Source organism: Acinetobacter sp. YH12211 (assembly GCF_013418015.1).
In the GTDB taxonomy this organism is placed as follows: domain Bacteria; phylum Pseudomonadota; class Gammaproteobacteria; order Pseudomonadales; family Moraxellaceae; genus Acinetobacter; species Acinetobacter towneri.
Window position 1 is genome coordinate 23117 of the sequence record NZ_VPCW01000020.1, and the last position, 17472, is coordinate 40588.

The 17472-nt window shown below is 41.7% G+C and carries 20 protein-coding genes and 1 pseudogene; 16 read left to right on the forward strand and 5 right to left on the reverse strand.

Annotated features, from left to right (window positions below):
* Positions 1-43 precede the first annotated feature (43 nt).
* The 7 genes and pseudogenes from FTU98_RS10005 to FTU98_RS10030 form a co-directional block, all read left to right on the forward strand.
* Positions 44-757: pseudogene (locus FTU98_RS10005) on the forward strand (NYN domain-containing protein); the annotation flags it as partial.
* Between the two features lie 24 nt (positions 758-781).
* Positions 782-988, forward strand: coding sequence for an OST-HTH/LOTUS domain-containing protein (locus FTU98_RS13990; RefSeq protein WP_338150046.1), 207 nt, complete (start codon positions 782-784; stop codon positions 986-988).
* Positions 989-1001: 13 nt separating this feature from the next.
* On the forward strand, positions 1002-1757 hold the full coding sequence (locus FTU98_RS10010; RefSeq protein ID WP_180051360.1) for a hypothetical protein: 756 nt from the start codon (positions 1002-1004) through the stop codon (positions 1755-1757).
* Between the two features lie 147 nt (positions 1758-1904).
* Positions 1905-3893: an ATP-dependent helicase gene (locus tag FTU98_RS10015; RefSeq protein WP_180051362.1), complete on the forward strand. Its 1989-nt coding sequence runs from the start codon at positions 1905-1907 to the stop codon at positions 3891-3893.
* 79 nt (positions 3894-3972) lie between these two features.
* Positions 3973-4227 carry an RNA-binding protein gene (locus tag FTU98_RS10020; RefSeq protein WP_004976139.1) on the forward strand — a complete coding sequence of 85 codons (255 nt, stop codon included), beginning with the start codon at positions 3973-3975 and terminating at the stop codon, positions 4225-4227.
* A gap of 175 nt (positions 4228-4402) precedes the next feature.
* Positions 4403-4906, forward strand: a complete 504-nt coding sequence (locus tag FTU98_RS10025; protein ID WP_180051364.1) for a DUF6586 family protein — start codon at positions 4403-4405, stop codon at positions 4904-4906.
* A 103-nt stretch (positions 4907-5009) separates the two neighbouring features.
* Complete coding sequence (locus FTU98_RS10030; RefSeq protein ID WP_131261040.1) at positions 5010-5288, forward strand: hypothetical protein; 279 nt, start codon at positions 5010-5012, stop codon at positions 5286-5288.
* A gap of 190 nt (positions 5289-5478) precedes the next feature.
* Here the strand turns inward: FTU98_RS10030 and FTU98_RS10035 are convergent, their stop codons facing one another.
* The 4 genes from FTU98_RS10035 to FTU98_RS10050 form a co-directional block, all read right to left on the reverse strand.
* On the reverse strand, positions 5479-7194 hold the full coding sequence (locus tag FTU98_RS10035; protein ID WP_131261038.1) for a cation:proton antiporter: 1716 nt from the start codon (positions 7192-7194) through the stop codon (positions 5479-5481).
* 158 nt (positions 7195-7352) lie between these two features.
* The gene (gene rpmG / locus FTU98_RS10040) at positions 7353-7508 is read right to left on the reverse strand and encodes a 50S ribosomal protein L33 (protein WP_004976146.1); all 156 of its coding nucleotides are present in this window, start codon (positions 7506-7508) and stop codon (positions 7353-7355) included.
* Positions 7509-7524: 16 nt separating this feature from the next.
* Positions 7525-7761: a 50S ribosomal protein L28 gene (gene rpmB / locus FTU98_RS10045; RefSeq protein ID WP_004976147.1), complete on the reverse strand. Its 237-nt coding sequence runs from the start codon at positions 7759-7761 to the stop codon at positions 7525-7527.
* A gap of 163 nt (positions 7762-7924) precedes the next feature.
* On the reverse strand, positions 7925-9373 hold the full coding sequence (locus FTU98_RS10050; RefSeq protein WP_004976148.1) for a coniferyl aldehyde dehydrogenase: 1449 nt from the start codon (positions 9371-9373) through the stop codon (positions 7925-7927).
* Between the two features lie 117 nt (positions 9374-9490).
* Between FTU98_RS10050 and FTU98_RS10055 the strand changes: the two genes are divergently transcribed.
* From FTU98_RS10055 to FTU98_RS10080, 6 genes are all read left to right on the forward strand, one after another.
* Complete coding sequence (locus tag FTU98_RS10055; protein WP_004976150.1) at positions 9491-10192, forward strand: TetR/AcrR family transcriptional regulator; 702 nt, start codon at positions 9491-9493, stop codon at positions 10190-10192.
* A 91-nt stretch (positions 10193-10283) separates the two neighbouring features.
* Positions 10284-11150: a formyltetrahydrofolate deformylase gene (purU, locus tag FTU98_RS10060; RefSeq protein WP_180051366.1), complete on the forward strand. Its 867-nt coding sequence runs from the start codon at positions 10284-10286 to the stop codon at positions 11148-11150.
* Positions 11151-11411: 261 nt separating this feature from the next.
* On the forward strand, positions 11412-12203 hold the full coding sequence (locus FTU98_RS10065; RefSeq protein WP_104853035.1) for an energy transducer TonB: 792 nt from the start codon (positions 11412-11414) through the stop codon (positions 12201-12203).
* A 20-nt stretch (positions 12204-12223) separates the two neighbouring features.
* Positions 12224-12847 (forward strand): MotA/TolQ/ExbB proton channel family protein, encoded by a 624-nt coding sequence (locus tag FTU98_RS10070; RefSeq protein WP_096901723.1) that lies wholly within the window; start codon positions 12224-12226, stop codon positions 12845-12847.
* Complete coding sequence (locus FTU98_RS10075) at positions 12847-13251, forward strand: biopolymer transporter ExbD (RefSeq protein ID WP_004976158.1); 405 nt, start codon at positions 12847-12849, stop codon at positions 13249-13251. Before FTU98_RS10070 ends, FTU98_RS10075 begins: the two co-directional genes overlap by 1 nt.
* A gap of 166 nt (positions 13252-13417) precedes the next feature.
* Positions 13418-14356 (forward strand): DMT family transporter, encoded by a 939-nt coding sequence (locus FTU98_RS10080; RefSeq protein ID WP_136144062.1) that lies wholly within the window; start codon positions 13418-13420, stop codon positions 14354-14356.
* A 146-nt stretch (positions 14357-14502) separates the two neighbouring features.
* Here FTU98_RS10080 and FTU98_RS10085 read toward each other — a convergent pair whose 3' ends face one another.
* Entirely contained in the window at positions 14503-15750 is a 1248-nt protein-coding gene (locus FTU98_RS10085) for a YihY family inner membrane protein (protein WP_131261034.1), read from the reverse strand.
* Positions 15751-15864: 114 nt separating this feature from the next.
* Here FTU98_RS10085 and wrbA point away from each other — a divergent pair, with 114 nt between their 5' ends.
* From wrbA to FTU98_RS10100, 3 genes are all read left to right on the forward strand, one after another.
* Positions 15865-16461 (forward strand): NAD(P)H:quinone oxidoreductase, encoded by a 597-nt coding sequence (gene wrbA / locus FTU98_RS10090; protein ID WP_026438329.1) that lies wholly within the window; start codon positions 15865-15867, stop codon positions 16459-16461.
* A 569-nt stretch (positions 16462-17030) separates the two neighbouring features.
* Complete coding sequence (locus FTU98_RS10095; protein WP_004976167.1) at positions 17031-17222, forward strand: hypothetical protein; 192 nt, start codon at positions 17031-17033, stop codon at positions 17220-17222.
* Between the two features lie 107 nt (positions 17223-17329).
* The coding region (locus FTU98_RS10100) for a MerR family DNA-binding transcriptional regulator (protein WP_180051367.1) at positions 17330-17472 on the forward strand (143 nt) is incomplete at its 3' end.

Below are 17472 nucleotides of genomic sequence, written 5' to 3' on the forward strand. Positions count from 1 at the left end.
TCATATAATTTGAAATGTGAAAAATAAAAAACAGAGAGGTTTTGTGAATCTTAATCCAAAGAAAATAGCAGTATTAATTGATGCTGATAATACATCCATGGTGAATGTTGAAGTTGTATTAGAAGAGATCGCCAAATCAGGTATAGCAAGTGTCAAACGAGTTTATGGTGATTGGAGCAACCCAACACTAAAGGGCTGGTATGAAATATCACTTAAATGTGGCATGACACCTGTACAACAATATGCTTATACGGTTTCAAAAAATGCGACTGATATTGCAATGGTTATTGATGCTATGGAGCTATTGTATTCGGGAATATTTGATGGTTTCTGCTTAGTTTCTAGTGATAGTGACTTTACTCCCCTTGCTTTGAAAATTCGAGAGAAAGGGCTTTTTGTTCATGGTTTTGGTAAGGGTACAACACCAATATCTTTTGTAAACGCTTGTGATCGTTTCATTGATGTGAAAAACCTCACCAATGGTGAAACTGTAGATTTAAAGGAAAATACAAATGAGCAGGTGACACAAGGTCAAATTACAATTGATAAGGATGTGCTTGCACTAATTTTAAAAACAATACGTGATAAAGCTGATGATCATGGTTGGGCAAACCTTTTGGTTGTTCATCAATACATTAATGTTGTTAAGCCTGATTTTGATTCGAGAAATTATAAAAGAGCTAAATTTTCAGGCTTAATTAAATCGTTAGAATTATTTGAAATTAAAGAAGTTAGAAGTCAATTGTTGGTAAGAAAAAGAACTTTTAAGACCATTATCAAATTGACGCAAGAAGCTTTGAAACAGGTATCACATGCAAATAACTGGGTAAGTATTGCTTCAGTAGTTGATGCGATCAAGCGCTTGGATCCAGAGCTCGATATTGTTCCTTACGGATTCTCTTCTCTTGAGGAAGCAGTTTTAGCAATTGCGGGTGGCTGGGTCGAGTTTAAAGATAATAAGATTAAACTTGGTAAAGTGATTGCCTAAAGATATTTAAAGTATGTGGAAAAAAATTCGAATTTTATGCTTATTGCTGGTTTTACTGGTCGTTGCAGTCAATGCTTGGCGTGATCAGAATCAAGCCTGGAATAAGCCTATCATCGTATTGTTACATCCAATCAATACCGATGGACGATCAAACACCCAAAACTATATCAATACATTAAATATCAATAACTTAAATTCAGCTCAAGACTATCTAAAACAAGCTTCTTTGCAGTATCGTGGGCAACCGATTGCGCTTTATTTCAAACAGGGGCGAGAATTAAAGCAGTTGCCACCAAAAGTGCCTGAGCAAGCATCGCTACTGAGCACCGTACTTTGGAGTTTAAAGTTCCGTTTTTACGCTTGGCAGCAACGACAAAGCAGTGATGGTGCTGCAACAGTGACACTGTACCTGAATTATTATGATCCGAGTCAAACTCAAATTTTGAAGCATTCCACCGCTTTGCAAAAAGGCAAAATTGGCTCGGTGAATTTATTTGCTTCTGCTGCGCACAGTCAGCGTAATACGTTGGTGATGGTGCATGAATTACTGCATACCTTTGGTGCCACAGATAAATATGATTTAAGCACAGGTCAGCCGATTTATCCGATTGGTTATGCAGACCCAAATCAGCAACCGTTATATCCACAACGACAGGCTGAACTGATGGCGGGTTATGTACCACTTTCGCAAAGCAAAAGTAAAATGCCTGAATCGTTACAACAGACACGTATTAACGAAATCACTGCCATAGAATTGGGCTGGAAATAATGTGGATAAGCATGTACTTATCCACATCTCTACAATAGAGCTTGTGTAAAAGTATGTGTTTAGGCATGAACCGAGCCATTTATATTCATGGGTTTATTCCTAAACCGATCTGTTAAACTATTCATCCACCCAGTACGATGAGTCACTATGAGTTTAGCCAGCCTAATTGATGAATTGAATCCCCAGCAAAAACAAGCAGCCACGACAGCATATCAACATAGTCTGGTCTTGGCTGGCGCAGGCTGTGGCAAAACCAAAACCATTGTGGCACGTGCAGCGTACTTGATTGATCAAGGTATTCCAGCCAATCAAATTCAAATTTTGACCTTTACCCGCCGTGCGGCGAGTGAAATTGTCGCACGGGTGGAGTTGGCACTGGGCGAGCAAGCCAAAGGCTTACGTGCTTCGACCTTTCATACTTTTTGTATGTACTTGTTACGACGTATTCCTAAAGCTTTTGGCTTGGAACAATTTTCTATTATTGATCGTGATGATCAGTTGATGATGTTTCGCCTCATTCGCGGAAAAGATGATAAGAAAAATCCAAGTCAGTTGCCTAAGCCTCAAGAATTATGTGATTTGTATTCTTTTGCGCGGAATACCCGTCAAAAACTGAGTGTGGCTTTAGAAAAGCAACAGCCTGAATATTTGGCATTAAAAGATCAAATTGCTGAAATTATGCAGGAATACGAAAGCCGTAAACGTGCACGTGGCTTTCTCGATTATGACGATATTTTGGCTGTGGTGGCATCGGCATTGGCGCAGTCGGAAGGTCTGGTCGATTATGTCGCGTCAATTTGTCAGCATCTTCTGGTCGATGAAATGCAGGACACCAATCCTTTGCAATGGGCTTTGCTTGAGCCTTTAAAAGATCGGGTCAGTTTGTTTTGTGTGGGCGATGATGCACAATCGATTTATGGTTTCCGTGGTGCAGATTTTGAAAATATTCATCATTTCACAGAGCGCGTACCCAATGCTCAAATTTTCAAATTAGAGCAAAATTACCGTTCTACGCAGGAAATTTTAGACCTGTCCAATTGGTTGTTAGATCAAAGTGAGATTCGCTATAACAAACGGTTGCAGGCGCATCGTGGTGATGGCATCAAACCCAAAATGCATATTTTCCCGAATGAATTTGATGAAGCCAAATGGATTGCGATTGATATTAAAGAGCGACATTTCTTGCAAGGCGCGCCGTGGTCAGATCACATGGTCTTGGTGCGTTCAAGTTTTGCAGCGCGACATATTGAAGCTGCCTGTATTGCGGCAAGTGTGCCGTATCGTTTTATTGGCGGCATGAAGCTCTTGGAAACTGCGCATGTGAAAGACTTACTTAGTTTATTGCGCGTTATTGCCAATCCTTTAGATGATATTGCATGGATGCGTTTTCTCACTTTATGGAATGGCGTGGGTGATGTCGGTGCGAGTAAGTTGGCGCAGCAATTGTTACTTGAACCCACAATGGATAAGGTGATTGAAAAGCTGGAAAAATTTGGACGCTTGCCAGAAAAAACTTTATTGATCATGAAGCAAATGGATGTCTTACGCCATGAAGTTGCAGCTTGCGTCGGTTTAGGCATTGAAGCGATTCAGGAACAATTGACTGATAACTATAAAAAAGACTGGAATCGTCGTCAGGGTGATTTTCAGTTGGTGCAACAACTGGCGGGTAAGCATGCGCAGTTAAGTGAGTTTTTAGAAGAATATGTGCTTGATCCTGTGTCTATTTCTGAAATTGAACGCCAGTCTGATACAGATGTGGTCACTTTGATCACCATCCATTCTGCCAAAGGGACTGAGCAAAAAGTCTGCTATGTGGCGAATGTGGCCGCAGGACAGTACCCCCATGCACGGGCGCAGGGCAGTTTTGATGATATTGAAGAAGAACGTCGAGTATTGTACGTGGCTTTGACCCGTGCCCAAAATGAACTGATTTTAACCAAGCAAAATTTTAATTTATGGGCGCGTGATACGGTAGATGAACAAGGGCGCAAACTGGACAGTTATTTTTTGAGTGATCTGACACGGCAGTTATGTACGATGGAAACTCATCACCGTACCCGTCAGCAAACTGTGAAAAGTGCCTTGGTGGAACGCCAAGCGATTAATTTAGATTTTGGTATAGATCTCGATTAAACTATGCCACATGGTTTCCTGCAAAAAGTAGAGTAGGCGAGTGCTTTTTGATGTTTTTTGCCTATTTTAAGGTTGTAAGATGAAAATTTTAGTTCGTAGTTTAGAGCGTACTGTTACTGAAGAAGAATTGTTAAAACTTTTTCAGGAATATGGCACTGTAGAATCTTGTAATTTGGTGTTGGATGCTGCAACAGGAAAATCTAAAGGTTTTGCATTTGTAGAAATGCCACATGCACGTGAGGCAGTAAAAGCCATTAAAGCGCTGAATACTTTGCGTCTGCATGGTCATGGAATACGTGTCAAAGCAGCAGAAGATAAGCCTGCATCAAAATAGTTCAAAGGGAGCAAAAAATGCTCCTTTTTTATGCGTGAATTTTAGTAAAAATACGAGATGAGCGCCGCTTTGGTGCACGATTTTATCGCAGTAAAAATAGTGTATTTTTTGTTGGGCGTTGTAGGAAAATCGGTTTAATCTAAGCTTCTTAGAACGCTAAATTGAGGAAAAGCTCATGTCCCGTGTTGCTCGTTTTCATGCAGATCGTACCAATCAGAAATTATATTTCGCCCGTCTTTCATGTCAGCAGGCAGAGCAAACCGAGCATGTTCAGCAAGCGCAGGCACATCGTGAAGCTGCGGTGTTTCATTTAAATGGTGCCGTGCTGGCTTTTTTGCAGGAATTGGTGCGGTATTATCGTTTAAATGACAGTCATCCAACTCTTAAATCAATTGAAGAACTGATGGCAGCCAAAGGACAGATTTCCCCTGAAGTGGCGATTTTGCAGCAACTGAGCAAATCGGGCTTTATTGCAGAGTTAAAACGCGCGTATCGTTTATGTCAGTACACACCTGAGCCGAGTGCACCAGAGCCTGAACAGGAAACGTCATCTAATTTAATTATTAAAGTCACACAATCTCCGCAAGCATGGCTACCAGATACGAAAATTTTGCGCGAATGGCATCGTGATTTAACCCAGTTGATTGATGGTTTTCGCAATGAAATGGTGGAATTTTAAGCCGACCAAACACCCTTGAAAAAAATCTGATCAGCCCGATATAAATATTCTGAACGATGCAGAGAGCAAGCGCCTTTGCCACCATGTCCAGCATGGAGGATATATGTCTATAGAGCAATTGAAAGAATTATTTGGTAATCAGGAAGCAATTTTAGAGCTGGTTCAGCTTGAAGGTGGCGAGTTGGCATTGCGTAATGCAGGCTCTGAAAAAGAGCCGTTGGTCAAAATCCAGTTCAATGACGAAGTCAAAGCCATATTGGGCGATCAGACGGCTGTTGTGGCACAGCACATGATTCAGGCGGCATTATTTGGCTTGTTGGAAAAGCAGGTCAATGAATGGCATGCCGAAATTGTGGATGAACAGCCGCAATTTATGAGTTAATCCGAAAAGGTCTTTCGGTGATGAGCTATCTTTAATGAATAGATTGTCTATCTGCTTTGGTTAAAATCATGGACAGTATTAGATAGTTTTTCATCAACACAGTGAAAGCCAATCTATACATCAACAAAAAAGCGCAGCTTAAACGGTGCGCTTTTTGTGATTTTGGCTATGGGTTTTAGATGAATGATGCTCAATGCGTTGGTGGCTGATGATGGGCAATTTCAATTTGATTTAAAATATAATTGCTCATATTTTTCGCCATTTCTTCTTTGGCAAAATACACTTCACCAATGTTGTCTTTACGAATTACTTCCGCTTCGGCTTTGCTTTCTGCACACACCAAAACCTGAATTTCAGGGTTTAGGGTTTTGGCAATATCCACAATTTTATGAATATCCAGAATGTCCATAGGCGAGAGAACGAGTAGTCGTGCATGTTGAATATGTGCCTGAATCAGTACACCCGCTTCTGTGGCAATGCCGCTGACTGCAGCAATGCCTTTTTCGCGTAAGTCTTCGACAATTTCACGGTTTTCTTCTGCAATCACGACCTTAATATTTTCAGCCATTAAATTTTGAGTAATGCGGCGTCCGACTTCACCATGTCCAACAATCACCACCTGATCACGTAAATAATCTTGAGAAACTTCATCGGGCAGCATGGCTAAAGGGTCATTGCTGCGTTCAAGCAAACGCGCCAAATAAGAGCGTTCCCGAATCCAGTTTTGCACAGGCTCAATCGCAGAAAAAACAAAGGAATTGAGGGTAATTGAAATGAGTGCGCCTGCTAAAATCAGGTTTTGTCCTTCTAGTGACAGCAGTTGTAAAGATACACCTAGCGTTGCCAAAATAAAGGAAAACTCACCAATTTGTGCCAAGCTCGCGCCTACGGTCAAGGCTGTATTGAGTGGATAGCGGAAGAACAAGACCAATGCCATGGCTGCAATGGTTTTACCCACCATGATAATGCCGACGACAGCTAAAACATGCAGTGGTTCTTCTATCAGAATACGCGGGTCAAACAGCATGCCCACAGCAACGAAAAACAGGATGGAGAAAATTTCACGTAAGGGTAAAGTTTCTTCTTCGGCGCGATGACTAAAATCAGATTCTTTGACCACCATCCCCGCAAAGAACGCCCCAAGTGCCATCGACACGCCAAAGATTTTATAAGCACCGAAAGCAATTGATACGGCAGCAGCGACTACCGTTAGAGTAAACAGTTCCCGTGAACCTAAGCGTGCCACAATTTGCATAATGAAGGGCACAAGGCGTTTGCCAACAATGAGCATAAAGGCAATAAAGCCTGAAACTTTCAGTAAAGTCAGTCCGAGTGTTAGCCAAATATTTTCATCATTGGTACTTTCTAAGGCTTGTCCACCCAGTAATACAGCTGTGGCAGGCAAAAGCACCAATGCTAAGACCATCACTAAGTCTTCAACTAACAACCAGCCTACGGCAATTTTACCGTTCACGGAGTCGAGCAGGCCACGATCACCCAATGCTTTTAAGAGCACAACGGTACTGGCACAAGACAGACTCAAGCCAAAAATTAAGGCAGAACCAAAACTCCAACCCCACATCATCGACACGCCTACACCGAGCAGGGTCGCCACGGCGATCTGCAATACTGCACCAGGCAAAGCAATGCGTCGTACCTGCATTAAATCATTTAGCGAGAAATGCATGCCAACACCGAACATGAGGAACATGACCCCAAGTTCTGCCAATTGGTTGGCAAGATGAATATCTGCCACAATGCCCGGTGTGTTGGGACTAATGATGACACCTGCAATCAGATAGCCCATAAGCGGTGGAAGGCGTAAGCGCGCAGCGATATAGCCAAATACCAGTGCCAAGCTAAAACCAACGGCAAGTAAGATGATGAGTTCTACATCATGAGGCACGAGAAACTCCTAAGCCATGGTGAAGGTGCGGTCAAAAGACTGAAATAAGACAAGCACAAATAGTGCCAAAAAAGAAAACGAGGAAATTTTAACAAGTGAGGCAAAAAAAGTGCAAAAAAAAACGACCTGAATAAGGTCGTTTTTTAAAAAAGCTAAAATTATTTGATTTTAGCTTCTTTGAAAACTACGTGTTGACGGATTTTTGGATCAAATTTTTTGATTTCCATTTTTTCCGGCATAGTACGTTTGTTTTTAGTAGTGGTATAGAAATAACCTGTACCAGCTGTAGAAACTAAGCGAATCTTATCACGCATTGTCCTGACTCCTTACTTAGATCTTTTGACCTTGAGCACGAAGGTCAGCAACAACCTTTTCAATGCCCAATTTGTCGATAATACGCATACCTTTAGTGGTTAAACGAAGACGTACGAAACGTTTTTCGCTTTCTAACCAGAAACGGTGGTTGTGCAGGTTCGGCTCGAACCGGCGCTTAGTTTTGTTGTTGGCGTGTGAGACGTTGTTACCAACGACTGGACGCTTGCCGGTAACTTGGCAAACCTTAGACATGGTGTAACTCCATTGATTTAGCCAACAGCAAATCTGTATGGCCAGTCAAAAATAAACGGATGAATTCATTCAAGGAGCGTTTTATATCAAAAATACGCTTAAAAGACAAGCGATTTTCTTCAAAAACAGCATGAGCGTGTTTGATAGCTCATGCCTTGATCAGTTAACGAAGAAGCGTCTTCGAAATCAATCGATGAATCGGCTTATCAAATGGGGGGAGAATGAACTTCAAGCTGTAAAGCTTCGGATTAGACATTACCGACCGTTCATGTGACAAGCTGAAAAAACCTTCTGGACCGTGATATTTCCCCATGCCCGATGCACCAACACCACCAAATGGTAAGTCATCTTGTGCAACGTGGGTCAATACAGTATTGAGTCCGAAATGCCCTGAATGGGTTCGCTGTGCGACATAGTCGGCACGCGCCTGATCAAAGTCGAAATAGTATAAAGCAAGAGGACGCGGTCGGCTATTAATAAACTCGATTACATCATCAATTTGTTCATATTCTAAGATTGGCAGGACTGGACCAAAGATCTCATTTTGCATAATTTGCATGTCTGGACTGACATTGGTCAGTACCGTTGGTGCCATTTTACGGGTTGCAGCCACATTTTCACTTTGCGGATTAATTTCAATAATATTTGCACCTCGCTCACGTGCATCTTCTAAATAGCCCTGTAAGCGACGATATTGTTTGTCATTAATAATAGAAGTGTAGTCTTGGTTATCACGAATATGCGGATACATTTCGGTCACAAATTGCTCGAAATGCTCCATAAATTCGGCAGTTTTGCCTTTAGGCAAGAACATATAGTCGGGTGCAACACAGGTTTGTCCAGCATTCCAGAGTTTACCTACCGCAATACGCTGCGCTACATCGACCATATCGCTAGATGGATGCACCAAAACAGGGGATTTTCCACCTAGTTCTAAAATGACAGGCACAAGGTTTTGTGACGCGGCAGCCATTACAGTTTTGCCGACTTCGGTAGAGCCTGTGAAAATAATTTTGTCAAAAGGCAAATGACAGAACGCATCGGAAATAATACCGCCGCCATTAATTACTGCCACCAATTCCTGTGGAAATGCTTCGCTCATGGCGTTTTCCAGTACTTTACCAAAATGCGCAGAAGCACTGGAAATTTTGATCATGGCATGGTTGCCTGCAGCCAAAGCACAGATCAGTGGGCCTAAAGACAACAGCAGCGGATAGTTCCAAGGTGCAATAATGCCAATTACCCCTAAAGGTTGATACTGTACCCATGCTTTTGCAGGTTGGTGGATAATACCAACCTGACGTTTAGATGGCTTCATCCAGTCGGTCAGGTTTTTGCTGTAATATTTGATATGTTCCAAGCAGGTAAGTAATTCACCAATTTTGGTTTCTGCAATGGCGCGGTTGCCATAGTCACGGTTAATGGCTTCGGCAAATTGATCCTGATATTTCACAATCACACGTTTTAAGCGGGCTAAGCGTTCAATGCGTTCTTTGGCACTTGGGACAGGATGACGCTGATAGGCATATTTCTGCAATGCCAAAATATCATCCAGACGTTGTAAATCGGGTGAATGTGGGGTCATTGAAGTTGTTTTTGTTTGACTGTTCATGGCATGTTACCATTCAATAAAAGCAATATAAGTTAATTTTTAGAGTATTTACTCTAATCAGTCAAGTGACTTTATGTTTTCATGCCCCCCAAATTTTAAAGAATGGTTGTTTTTAGGATGTCTCAAACCAAAACGTTGAAAACCAAAGAACGTATTTTGCAATTGAGTTTGCAATTGTTTAACGAGCGTGGTGAGCGTTCGGTAACAACCAATCATATTGCGGCAGAACTGGGCATGAGCCCAGGAAACTTGTATTACCACTTCCGCAATAAGAACGAAATTATTAAAGAGCTGATGGAACAATATCAGCAAGAAACTTTAGAAATGCTGGCTTTGCCTGAAAATCGTGGCTTAGATGCCAATGACAAAATTCGTTATTTTCAGGTTCTCAGTAGTCAGCTGTGGGCTTATCGTTTTTTGCATCGTGATGTCTATCATTTGGTCGAAACCAATGAAGATTTCCGCAAAATGTATCCACGTTTTGCAGGACAGGTCATGCAGCAGGGACAAAAAATTTATCAGGCCTTTGTGGATGCGGGTCTGATGCAAATGACTGAGTCAGAAATTGAAGCCTTGATTATCAATATTTGGATTGTGCTGACCAACTGGACGAACTTCTTATATATGTCGGGTCACATTACCGATTCAAACCATTTGGAAGAAAAATGGATTTGGCAGGCTTTACGTCAAATGCTGTTCCTTGAAGGGGCATATTTACGGGGTGAAAGTCGTGCAACCTATGAGCGTTTACTAGAAACACTAGGCACATCTGAACTGTTTGAGAGTTTATCATCCAGTAAAAATACTCAAGCCGACTAAGAGACTGAGAATGGCTATTTAGAATGTCTGAGAAACGCGCTAGAATACTCGGCTTGTTTTTCAATTTAACCAAGTAGTGACTAAAAACAACATGAATATGACGACTGCGAATACTGCACGTTTACTGATTACCTGTGAAGATAAGCCAGGTATTGTGCAGGCTGTATCGAGCTTTTTGTATCATCAAGGAGCCAACATTACCGCGCTTGATCAATACGCAACAGAAGCTCAGGGCGGGCGTTATTTCATGCGGGTTGAGTTTGAACTGGATCACTTGCAAAGCCGTAAAGAAAGCTTATTGCAAACCTTTGCTTCTAACGTGGCAGAGCGTTATGAAATGCAATGGCGTTTGGCTTTGGTCAGCGATGTGAAAAAAGTCGGCATTTTGGTGTCTAAAGTTGATCATGCTTTGCTCGAACTATTATGGCGTCATTCACGTGGTGGTTTACCATGTGAAATTACCAAAGTGGTGTCGAACCATGACACCTTGCGTGAAGCGGTAGAAAACTTTGGTATTCCGTTTGAAGTAGTGCCTGTTAATAAAGAAAATAAACGTGAAGCTTACGCTAAAATTGATGAATTGATGCAAGGCAATGATTTGTTGGTATTGGCGCGTTATATGCAAATTTTGGATGAAGACTTTGTCTCTAAGTGGGAAATGAAAGTGATCAATATTCACCATTCATTCCTGCCTGCTTTCGTGGGCGCAAATCCATATAAACAAGCTTATGAAAAAGGCGTAAAACTGATTGGTGCAACTGCACACTATGTAACAGCAGACCTAGATCAAGGTCCGATCATTGAGCAAGATGTAGAGCGTGTAAACCACGACTTTACGGTAGATCAACTGCGTGAATTGGGTCAGGATGTGGAACGTAATGTACTGGCACGTGCAGTTAAATGGCATTTGGAAGACCGTATTATTGTAGATGGCAACAAAACTGTTGTATTTCAATAGGGTAAAAGCTATCTAAAAATCGAATTAAAACATGCCGACATGGCATGTTTTTTTATGCTAAAATTGTAATGTTATAACATTTATTTAAACTGTTTTTAAAATAGCAAATTTATTGGATGATTCACGTTTGTTATTAAAAAATAGTTGCAAATGAAAACACTTCTCATTTATTATTGCGTTACTTTAATTGTGCTAACCGATCAGTTTGATCGTTCGGAATTGTGATGGTTTGGCAATTGCTTTTGAAGGTCGCTGACTTTAATGAACCAATCTCCCAACGCTATGCTACAAATGCCCAATGCCATGAAAAAGAAAGTTGTGACGGCTTTAGCTGTGGTTGCATTAGGTCATGTCGGTGTGTTGTGGGCATTGGGGCAAATGCAAACTCCGACCTTAAAGCCCATAGAAAAAGAACCTTTAAAAGTACGCTTTGTAAAAATTCAAGAACAGCCTAAACCGTTGCCACCGCAACCTAAGGCTGAACCACAGCCTGAAAAACCCAAGCCTCAGCCTGTAAAAGAAGTGCCTGTGGTAGAAAAACCGTTGCCACCGCCACCGAAAAAAGTAGAAAAAGTACAGCAAGTTAAAAAAGCAGAAGCCCCTAAACCCGTGGCGAAGCCCGTAGAAAAACCAGTCGAACGTGTGGTGCAACCTGCACCTGTAGCAACGGTGACTGAAACTAAAGTGGTACAGCCTGCACCGAAACCGACAGTTGCACCTGTTGCGCCAGCACCTGCTCCTGTCGCACCTTCTGCTCCAAAAACAGTGTCGATTGGCGGCTCAGGCGTGCAATGGAGTCGTTCTCCAAAACCTTCTTATACCAATCGTGATTTACAGGGAGAAACCCGTAACGTGGTGGTTCGGATTGAAGCCAATGAAAAAGGCGTGATCACCGATGCTCAAATTACGCGTTCTAGTGGTGTACCTGCTTTAGATCAAAAGATTTTACGCGCAGTGCGTAGTGCAAAATTCAAACCGTACAAAGAAAATGGCGTGGCTTATCCAATTCGTGCTGAGCAGCCTTTTGAATTGACATTGAACCCTAACGGCTAACCTTCAACAGGAGTTCGAGTATGAACTTTTCCGTCTATTGGCAACACGCAGATGCAGTCAGCAAAACGCTGTATTTCGTGTTATTGGCGATGTCGATTGCGACATGGACCATCTTCGCATTACGTTTGATAGGCACGCGCCAATTGAAGCAACAAGCTTATGCTCAACTGTCACAGGCTTTAAATCAGCTTAAAGCAAAACTGGTGCCCTTAAATTTTGAGCAGCGTAAAGCGGTTGCTGAGCAAGCCTTATTGCGTCAAATTTCGGTAGAAAAAGCATCGGCAGAAAAAGGCGTATCGGTACTGGGTACAATTGCGTCATTAGCACCGTTTGTGGGTTTGTTTGGTACAGTTTGGGGTATTTTCCATGCACTCGTTGCGGTTGGAAAAAGCGGTCAGGCGGGATTGGCTCAAGTGGCAACGCCTGTTGGTGAAGCGTTGATTATGACGGGCTTCGGTTTGGCGGTGGCGATTCCTGCCGTGATTGCTTACAACATTTGTTCGCGTGTGAACCGTACCTTATCTACAAATTTGCAAGATCATGCACATAGTTTGTTGATTGACACCATGTTGCAACAAGATTCTTCTGTTCAAAGAACTGAAGTGAATGCAACACAACAAAGTTTAGTGGGAGGTCAGGTTTAATGGCTTTTCAATTGGGTGAAGACAACGATTCAGGCATGAATGAGATGAACCTTATTCCCCTGATCGACATTATGTTGGTATTGATGATCATCTTTTTGGTGACAGCGACCGTTGCCAACCCATCTATACCATTAACCTTACCGCAAACCAGCGCAGAAATTGTTGATTTACCGCCTGAGCAAATTCAGGTCAGTATCAATGCCAATGGTGAAGTGGCGTGGGATGATCAAATCATTAGTTTAGATGAGTTGCAAACCCGCTTTAATGATGCTAGTCAGCAAGCTCAACAGCCAACCGTGGTGTTAAGAGCAGATAAAGATGCGCGTTATGATACTGTGGCGCAAGTGATGTCACGTGCGAGTGAAGCCGGACTCAGTGATATTGCTTTCGCAACAGATGATTAAGTTAATCCTTAAAAATTAGCGATCTATTTAGGTCGCTTTTTTTATGCAAAGTCGCGCATAATGCCAAAACTCCTCAAGTACTCAATGATGTTGAATATCCAAAAGATGTAGGTTGAGTCCGCTGCTTACTTTAAAGTCTATTTTTTATCTCAGATCAGGTTCAGCCATGAGTTCACGCCAAGCACTTGATGCAAAAGCCAGCAGTATGATGCTAATTTTGTGTGTTTTTTGGGGTTTGCAACAAGTGGTGCTAAAAGTTGCTGCAGCAGATATTTCACCCTTGATGCAATTGGCACTGCGTTCAGGCTTGTCTGCTGTGATGGTGTTGCCTTTGTTATTGCTTGCAAGAAATACACAATGGGCTTCGACTGAATATCTGCCTGCAGGCATATTGGTGGGTATTTTATTTGCCGCAGAATTTTTTATGTTAGGGCAGGCGATTCAATATACTTCTGCGTCGCATGTGGTGGTTTTACTATATACCGCGCCTATTTTTGTGGCTTTAGCGTTGCATTGGAAACTACCTGCAGAGCGTTTATCTCGCTTGCAATGGGGCGGGATTCTGTTGTCTTTTGCTGGCATAGCGGTGACTTTTTTATGGCGTGATACTGTGCAACAAGAGAGCCACCAAAACTTCAGCCAGATGCTTTTTGGCGATTTACTTGCGCTGAGTGCAGGCATACTTTGGGCAGCCACAACTGTTGCGGTACGTCTAAGTCGTTTATCGGAAGCCCCTGCAACACAAACTTTGTTTTACCAATTGATGGGTGGTTTTTTGATTTTACTGCCGATGGCATGGTGGATGGGACAGGCTGAAATTCATTGGACAGCCTTAGCCATAGGCAGTTTGATTTTTCATGCGGTATTGATTTCGTTTATTAGCTATCTCGCTTGGTTTTGGTTGCTGAAACAATATTTAGCATCCAGTTTAGGCGTGTTTTCATTTTTAACGCCATTATTTGGCGTATTGTTTGGTGTATGGTTGTTGAATGAAAGCTTGAGCCAAAGTTTTATGATTGGGGCTGTTTTGGTCATGCTGGGGGTGTTGATGGTGAATGCTCAATGTTGGTTTAAACATAAAACCCAAGTACTAAAAAGAAAATAAGTATTTGCAGCTTTTCCATGAACTTGAGCAAGACTCAACATCAGCAATGTTGTCATGTAAAAATCATCTTCAAATAACCTAGTAGCTCAATACGGGTTTAAATTTGAAGATGGGTGATATTTAAAATCTAGCGAGCGCGTACAAGATTATTTTTCTTCAAAAATCTTAGAGAGCGGAATCGACAATTTGGCAGCCAAATAGTCATCGGTTTCACTGAGTACGGGGCCAAGTTTTTGCATCCATTCATCATCAGGATAGACATTGGCCAAGTCCTGACGACGTGGCAATGAATACGGTAGCTGTGAATAAAAACTCCAAAAATCTACCTGAGATAAATTGCGCACCAAAACAAATTCATCATTTTCAGTACGTTTAATTAAATTTTGTTGTTCTAGCATCAGCACATAAGACGGCCAGCGCCCAATTTCATTACGTCCCAATACATCTAAGGCTTCAGCTTCAGTGACACTTTCTCCGCGCATTTGTTTTTTGTAAAACAATTCCAGTAAGTCCAATAGCATGAGCAGCGGATGGCATTTTTTTTCGCGACTGGCTTCAAAAGCGGTCAAGGCATAACTAATTTCAACACCTAACAGCACAATATTCCAAGACAGGAAAATCCACAGTAAGAAAATAGGTACGGCAGCAAAAGCACCATAAATAATTTCATAACTGGTGAAGTTGGACATAATAAAACCAAACAGGTTTTTCAAAAATTCAAATACAACAGCACTGAAAACCCCCGCAATTAATGCGGCTTTAATAGGTACACTGCGGTTGGGAATGGTCCAATTCAGAATAAAAAAACCTAAAATGGTTAGGGCAAATGAAATCAGCCATAAAATAAATGCGCCATTGAGTTCATAACCTGCAAAGTTATTACTCAGCACATTCATAGATGCCAAAGTTGAGGAAATGACAAAAGCACTGCCCAGTAAAATAGGGCCTAATGAGATAATGGTCCAGTAACGCATAAAACCCATAATGCCGCCACGGGTTTCCTTAACCCGCCAAATTCGGTTAAACACAGTTTCAATACTGGTCAGCATCATCACCGTGGTCACGAATAAAAACAAAATCCCGATGACGGTTAAGTTGCTAGATTTGTCGGTAAAGGCATTTAAGGCTTTATCAAAGGCGATGGTGGTTTTAGGTAAAAAGTTGCTGTAAATCAGTTGTTGTAATTGTTGCCGTGCAGGTTCGAGTGCCTTAATGGATGAGATGATCACCAAAAATACGGTGAGCATAGGTACAACGGCAAACAGGGTAGTGTAGGTTAAAGAGCCTGCTTGTTCACGGCAGCGATCTGCTTCAAAGCGACGCAGCACAAATAAGACAAATTGAAACCATTGTTTGTCATAAAAAGGCAGTTTCTTTAAATACTCAACGATCATACAGTGGCTGTCTCAACTTTTTTAATCATCTTTATCTGTTTTCATGGTTAAGCTTAACCAAAAAAGCAGCAAAATACCGTATAGTTTTCATTTTTAGTCTGATTTCTTAGCATGATGCAAGCATATATTCTGGTTTTGTACTTTAGTAAATATGGTTCTACCAAAGAAATGGCACATTTAATTGCCAACGGGGTAGAGGCTAGTGGCATGCCCGTTAAAATTAGAACTGTGCCAAATATCTCGACCGTGGTGCAACAAGCCGAGCCAAGTATTCCTGCCGAAGGTGATATTTATTGTACTTTGGATGACTTGGCCAATTGTGCAGGTTTGGCTTTAGGTTCACCTACACGTTTTGGCAATATGGCATCTGAAATGAAATATTTCTGGGATCAAACCACTAGTCTGTGGCTGAATGGCGCATTGCACAATAAACCTGCCTGCGTTTTTACCTCATCGGGTTCGATGCATGGTGGACAGGAAAGTACCTTATTGACCATGTTGCCGCCATTGTTTCACCACGGAATGATGATTATGGGATTGCATAATGCGCATCCTGCTTTATCAAATACCAAAACGGGCGGTACGCCGTATGGTGCAACGCATGTGAGCGGCCCGCGCCACGATCAGGCTTTGAGTCAGGATGAAAAAATCCTTTGTGAAGCGCAAGGACAACGCCTAGGTGAAATGGTAAAAAAATTACAGGGCATGTGAGATTCTTTCTTTAATTAAGATGAAGCGTAAAATGTGGATATCGTTTTACGCTTTTATCTTTTGTACTTGAATTCGATTGGCTTATGTAGCATTGAGCGTGCTAAAAAATAAGTTCACTTTTCACCTAAAATCACCATTTGCAGTGATATTCAGTTTTTCTCTTTTCACGTCTAATAACCGCTTTAAAAGCAGAGTTTTCTGTCACGGTTCACGCAGCATTTTTTTTGCAGGCTAGGGTCTGTTGACATTTCATAAATGGCTTGCGCTGTAGGCTAAAACTGAGCAGATCAGGCATGAAACGCAAGGAATAGCGAGATTATTGCTAAGTTTCATAACGCAATCTGAGAAAGTTTTAGCCACAGCCTTTCGGGGCGAGCATATTTTTTGCTGCTATTGCGTTATGTGCCAGTCATTTAGAATGACTAAATTTCCTGTCCCATGCCTTATATCAGCTAAAAAACCTTGCGAGATATATCTCTCATGCCGCAAACATAGACGAATTGTCAACAGACCCTAATGTATTGAGCACAACGGACTGCTGTAAAAATGAGAGATTGAGGAAAGTGAAAATGAATAAGTGGATGCTGATTGGGTTAGGTCTAATGAGTTTAGGGTGTTCATGGTCGAGTGTTGCAGCGACTGAAATTGTGCATAGTCTGAGTTTTCCAGAAGAACAACGTATTGAAAAACAACCTGCGGAAGCACAGTATTTAGCGGCACAAAAAACTGTGATGACTTCTGCAAGCAGCACTGCAAAATAAAAAGATGCAATCAAAAAGTGCTGCAATGTGCAGCACTTTTTTTGAAATTGATTTAGGGTTAATAACTGCTAGTTGAAATCTGCCTATTTCTATATTATTATATACAAATGAGTAGATATGTTAGTATTGGCGTTGCAGCTAAAACACTGGGTGTTTCCATCCAAACCCTAAGAAGATGGGATGAGGAAGGCACTTTAGTCGCAGATAGAACCCCAAAAAATCACAGACGTTACGATCTAAGCAAGATCAC